Here is a 5,907-nt window from a genome sequence, read left to right on the forward strand (position 1 = left end):
CGGCGATGCGCGACGCCAGCATCGACGTCGACGACTTCAGGTTCTTGTTGACCACGCCGCGGTACAGGTCCTCGATCAGCGCGGACGACGACACCAGCAGCTGCGACGAAATGGTCGACATGATCGCGGCCAGCACGGCCGTCAGGATCAGGCCGGCGACCAGCGGGTGGAAGATGACGCGGGTCAGGTCCAGGAAGATGGTCTCGTAGGATTCCTTGTCCGTGATCGACGCCTCCGGGTGGCGGGCGAAGAACACGGTGGACACGATGGCGACCATGGTGGCGCCGATCATGCACAGCACCTGCCAGGTGATGCCGTAGCGGCGGCCGGCGACGGCGTCGGAGGGCGAGCGAAGCGCCATGAAGCGCACGATGATGTGCGGCTGGCCGAAGTAGCCCAGGCCCCAGCCGAGCAGGCCCAGGGTGGCCAGGAACGAAATGCCGGAGAATGGGTTGAAGAAGCCCTCGACCGGGGCGCCCTCGCTGCCCGGGTAGGGGTTCTCGGCGGCGAAGGAGAACATGTCGGAGACCGGCTCACCCTCGCCGGTGAGCACGAACATGGCGGTGATCGGCACGATGATCAGCGCCAGGAACATGATGATGCCCTGCACCGCGTCGGTGTAGGACACGGCCAGGAACCCGCCGAAGAGGGTGTACAGCACGGTCACGCCGGACACCAGCAGCAGGCCGACCATGTAGTCGCCGCCGAAGGTGGACTCCCAGTAACGGCCGCCGGCGACCATGCCGGAGGAGACGTAGAAGGTGAAGAAGACCAGGATGATGATGCCCGAGGCCACGCGCAGCACCTTGGTGCGGTCCTCCAGGCGGTTCTCCAGGAACGACGGGATGGTGATCGAGTTCTTCGCCACCTTGGTGTAACTGCGCAGGCGCGGGGCGGTGAACTTCCAGTTCGCCCACGCGCCGATGCACAGGCCCACGGCGATCCACGTCTGGTTGAGGCCGGACAGGTAGATCGCGCCGGGCAGGCCCATCAGCAGCCAGCCCGACATGTCGGACGCGCCGGCGGACAGCGCCGCGATGAACGGGTGCAGGCCACGGCCGGCGAGCATGTAGTCGTCGTACTCGGTGGTCTTCCGGTAGGCCGCGTAGCCGATGTAGAGCATCAGGGCCAGGTAGATGACGATGGCGATGAGATACCAAGTCGTCGTTTCCAAGTGGTTCCACTCCTTCTGGTGTGGGAAATCATGTCTACGTGCGTAAAAGTGACTTTCCGACGTTGTCATGTTCCCGGCGGGCCGTGCAAAACGGTGACCAGGGTTTTTCCGGCCCACCGCCCTATTTGGAACCTTAATGCCGCCTGTGAGCGGCACGAATAACGACTCCATAACAATGTGGCGGGGGTCATGGCGGTGGTGGTTGCCGGGCGGAGCGACGGGCGTGCGACGGCCGCGTTCGCCCGCCGAACGCCGGGTGTTCGAACGTTTTCCCCGGCACGCCCCGGCGCGATCCGGGCCGGGTGGCATGATCGGGGCATGTCTTCGACCACCCATCTGCTCCACGGCCTGTGGCTGCCCGGCACGGGGCTGAATCTGTGGTTGGAGCGGGTGGACGGGCACCGGGTGCTGGGGGCGCTTGACGACGGCGCACGTGCCGCATTGCCCGCCGCCGCCGTCGGTGCGCTGTCGTCGGTGCCCAGGGGGCGCCCCGAGGTGGAGCTGCGCACGCCGAAGGGCAAGACGGTGCGGCATGTGTTGCCGACGTGGACGTTCGTGCCGGAGCGTGCGGTGACGGTGCTGGAGTCGATGCGCGGGGACGTCGGCGACGCGGCGTTCGCCCCGGATCTGCGGTTCCTCATCCGGCTGCAGGAGGCGTTGGAGCGGTGGGCGCGCGCCGGGCGTGCGCTGGTCGCGGTGACGTGGGAGGACGGCGAGTGGTGGCCGCAGTGGCGGTTGCCCGACGGATTGAAGGAGACCGCGTGGCGGGCGCAGGTCGCGCAGCGCACTCCGCCGGTGCTCATGGTCAATGGCGGGGGAGGGATGCTCGATGACCTGATGGGGCGGCTGTTCCATTGGACGGTCAACGCTCTGCTGGCGGACCTGGCGGATCCGCCGAAGGGGCGGCAGGCGTTCGTGCGGTCGCTGCTGGATTCGGAGCCGCTGCGGCGGGCGACGCCGGAGGTGGCCACGGATCTGGCGCTGTGGCGGTCGTCGGCGGCGGGCGAGGACGTCCGGTTGCTGTTGGTGCTCGAGGAGCCCGAGGATTTCGACGATCCCGATCATGGGCGGGTCATCGACATCGTCAACCGGAGAGGCGGGGACGGAGCGGGCGGCGGAGCGGGAGCCGGTGGTCTCGGCGGGGACGACGGCGAGGGCCTGTGGTGGCCGCTGCGCATGCACTACCGCATCGGGGTCGATGCCCCCGAGCGACTGGATCCCGCGATGTGCCGTGGGTCGGTGCTCACGCAGCTGCGTCCGCAGCTGGAGGTGGCGCAGCGGGCGTTCCCGGTGTTCCGCGACGCCATTTCGGAAGGCGACGGGCTGGACCTGCTGCTGAGCCCGAAGCAGGTCGTGGAGTTGGTGGCCCGCGGCGTCGATGATCTGCGCGACGCCGGCATCGCCGTCATGCTCCCGCGGTCGTGGGTCAATGCCCGGCCGTCGCTGAGGTTGGAAGTCGACCCGCAGGAGAAGCAGCCGACGGGATCGGTGCGCGGCGCCACGGAGTCGCGCGTCGGATTCGACCAGATCGTGGACTACAAGTGGCGGCTGACGCTCGGCGACGAGGTGCTGTCGGACGACGAGATTCGCCGTCTGTCCGACTCCGGCTCCGGTCTCGTGCGATTGCGCGACACGTGGATCGCGGCAGATCCGGAAGCGACGCGCAAGGCCCTGAAGTTCCTCGAGGAGCAGACGAAGGCCGGCGAGGCCACCGGAAAGGGCTCGGCGTCCTTGCGCGAGATCCACTTCGCCGAAGGTGCGGTGTCGCAGGCCCCGGTGCCCGTCGACGTCGACGCCCGTGGTTGGGCGCGATCTCTGTACGGCTCCACCGTCGAGGGCCGGTACACCGACGCCTCCGAAGGCTCCGTCGGCGACGTCGTCGAGTTCGATCGGCCCCGGGTGCCCACCCCCGACGGCTTCGTCGGCGAGCTGCGCGAATACCAGCGCCGCGGCCTCGACTGGCTGGCGTGGATGTCCGACGCCGGTTTCGGCGTGATCCTCGCCGACGACATGGGGCTGGGAAAGACGGTGCAGATCCTCGCCCTCCTGCTCCACGAGAAGGAGGCGCGTCTCGCCGCCGAAACCGACGAGGAGCGCCGCGCCCGCGAGGCACTCGACGCCGCACTCGACGCGGGAGGCCCCTCGGTGCGGGCGCTGGACGGCGTCGTAAAGCGATACCCGACCCTGCTGGTCGCGCCGATGTCCGTCGTGGGGAACTGGGCGAAGGAGGCGGCGAAGTTCGCGCCGGGCCTTGCCGTGAAGGTGCTCCATGGCGGCAACCGGCCGCGCGGCGAGGAACTGAAGCGCGTCGCCGAGGGGGCGGACCTCGTGGTGACCACCTACGGCATCATCGCGCGCGACCCCGGCGAATGGGGTGCGGTGCAGTGGGATCACGTCATCCTCGACGAGGCGCAGGCGGTGAAGAACCCCAACACCGCCGTGGCCAGGGCCGTCCGGCTGCTGCCCGCGCGCCAGCGGATCGCGCTGACCGGCACGCCCGTGGAGAACAACCTGGGCGAGTTGCGGTCGATCATGGACTTCTGCAACCGCAACATCCTCGGCTCGGCGCGGTCGTTCCGGTCGCGGTTCGCCGCGCCCATCGAGCGCGACGGCAACGAGCAGGTCGCCGACGAGCTCCGCGCGATCACCGCACCGTTCATCCTGCGGCGCATGAAGACCGACCCCGGCATTCTCGATGACCTGCCGGAGAAGGACGAGGCGATCACCGTCGTGCCGTTGACCGCCGAGCAGGCGCTGTTGTACCGCGGGTGGGTGAAGGAGCTCGAGAAGGAGGTCGATGCCGCGAAGGGGATGAAGAGGCGGGCGCTGGTGTTGCAGGGCATCACCAAGCTCAAGCAGATCTGCAACCATCCCGCGCATTTCCAGGCCGACGGATCACCGCTGCTCAATCGTGGGCGGCACCGGTCGGGGAAGGTCGCGGAACTGGAGCGCATCGTCGACGCCGCGGTGCTCGCCGACGAGCGCGTGCTCGTGTTCACCCAGTACACGGCGTTCGGGCACATGCTGCAGCCGTGGCTGTCGGATCGCCTGGGCCGCGAGATCCCGTTCCTCCACGGCGGGGTCACGCGCGCGGCGCGGCAGCGGATGGTCGACGAGTTCAACGCCGAGTCCGGGGCGCCGGTGATGGTGCTCAGCCTCAAGGCCGGCGGCACGGGCCTGAATCTCACGGCGGCCAATCACGTGGTGCACGTCGACCGGTGGTGGAATCCGGCGGTGGAGGACCAGGCCACCGACCGCGCGTACCGCATCGGCCAGCGGCGCGACGTGCAGGTGCACAAGCTCGTGGCCAAGGGCACCATCGAGGAACGCATCGACCAGGTCATCGCCGGCAAGGTAGATCTGGCGCGGGCGGTGATGCCCACCGGCGAGTCGTGGCTGACCGAGCTGGGCCTGGACGAGCTCCACCACCTGTGGAAGCTCGACGACGCCCGATCGCACCGCGCAGCGGCCGCCGCCGAGGCCGGGCACACCGTCGAGGATGAGTGGGCGCGGGAGACGGCGGAGAAGAAGGCGGCGAAAAAGGCGGCGAAAAAGGCCGAGGAAAACGCGGGGGCCGCGGAGAACTCGGCGGCGATGAACGACGCGTCGCTGGCCGACGTGATCGAGTTCGGCGCGAAGTCCGGCCGGGCGAAGAAGGAGGGCCGCCATGGCGAACGGTGATGTGACCTGGGGCGACAACGTCATTTACGCCGACTTCGGTGCGCGCGCCGCCGGCGGTACGGGCGGATCGGGCACCGGCAAGGGCTCCCGCGGCGCCTCCCGGGGTGGGCGGGGGAGGAAGGATGCGGCGGGTCGTCGTATAGCTGGGGCGAAGTCCCTGGCGCCGCGCACCGTCGTGGCGCGGAGGCTGTACGACTCCGCGGTGAACTGGGCCGACGACGGGCGGCTGGAACGCGGCGAGGCGTACTGCCGCGATGGCAACGTGCTGGGGTTCCGCATGGTCGACGGGCAGATCGTCGGCGAAGTCAAGGGCAGCCAGCTCGAGCCGTTCACCGTGGTGATCAAGTTGCCGTACCGCGACGCCGGGGCCGCCGACGGGGTGCTGCGGTGGTTGGCGGAGGCGGACGGGGCCGCCGACGATCTCGCGCGCGGCGTCCTGCCCGATGCGCAACTGGACGAGCTGCTGCTGTCGACGACCGAGGCCCCGACGCCGCGGTGCTCCTGCCCCGACCCGATTCCGGTGTGCAAGCACGTCATCGCGGTGCTCACCGCCGCGGCGCGCGCCATCGACGATGAGCCGATGAACGCGCTGGAGCTGCGCGGCATCGGCGTGCACGAGGCGAAGCACCGGCTGGCGGGGCTGATGGCGCAGGCCGCGGCGAAATCGGCCGCGAAGCACGGGGCGGATGGTGACGGAGGCGGGCCCGTGCGCAGGAAGACGGGGCCGAAGGCGACGGATCCCGTGATCGAACTGGTGGAACGCGACTTCTGGGGCAACGACCTGCCGTCCATCGAGGTGCCGACGCCGGAGCCCATGGTCGTGCTGCGCGACACCGACCCGACGCTGCTGCATGCGGCGCTGCGGTCGGCGACGGTGCTGTCGGTGGAGACGCTGCGGGCGGTGTCGGATCTCGAAGACTGCTGGGACCACCTGACGTCGCCGCCGTCCTTCGATGACGTCGACATCGGCGACGGGCCGGGGCGGCCGCGGGGAGAGGATGACGACGGCGTCATCGCGACGTCCTTCGATGACGATGACGATGACGATGACG

3 protein-coding genes are annotated in these 5,907 nt (G+C 69.4%); 2 read left to right on the plus strand and 1 reads right to left on the minus strand.

Annotated elements, in window-relative coordinates:
* The coding region (gene putP, locus GX015_RS01715) for a sodium/proline symporter PutP (protein ID WP_291342315.1) at positions 1-1,174 on the minus strand (1,174 nt) is incomplete at its 3' end.
* A gap of 318 nt (positions 1,175-1,492) precedes the next feature.
* On the opposite strand from putP, the gene GX015_RS01720 reads away from it, so the two are divergent.
* Both GX015_RS01720 and GX015_RS01725 read left to right on the plus strand, forming a co-directional pair.
* Complete coding sequence (locus tag GX015_RS01720; protein ID WP_291342317.1) at positions 1,493-4,855, plus strand: DEAD/DEAH box helicase; 3,363 nt, start codon at positions 1,493-1,495, stop codon at positions 4,853-4,855.
* Positions 4,842-5,907 (plus strand): hypothetical protein (locus GX015_RS01725; protein ID WP_291342318.1); only part of this gene is annotated, 1,066 nt, incomplete at its 3' end. The genes GX015_RS01720 and GX015_RS01725, both read left to right, overlap by 14 nt.

The organism is Corynebacterium sp., assembly GCF_012837295.1.
GTDB lineage: Bacteria > Actinomycetota > Actinomycetes > Mycobacteriales > Mycobacteriaceae > Corynebacterium.

Excerpts from the sequence above, each read along its gene's own strand:
- GX015_RS01720 (WP_291342317.1), top strand. The coding sequence starts at position 1,493 with ATGTCTTCGACCACCCATCTGCTCCACGGCCTGTGGCTGCCCGGCACG.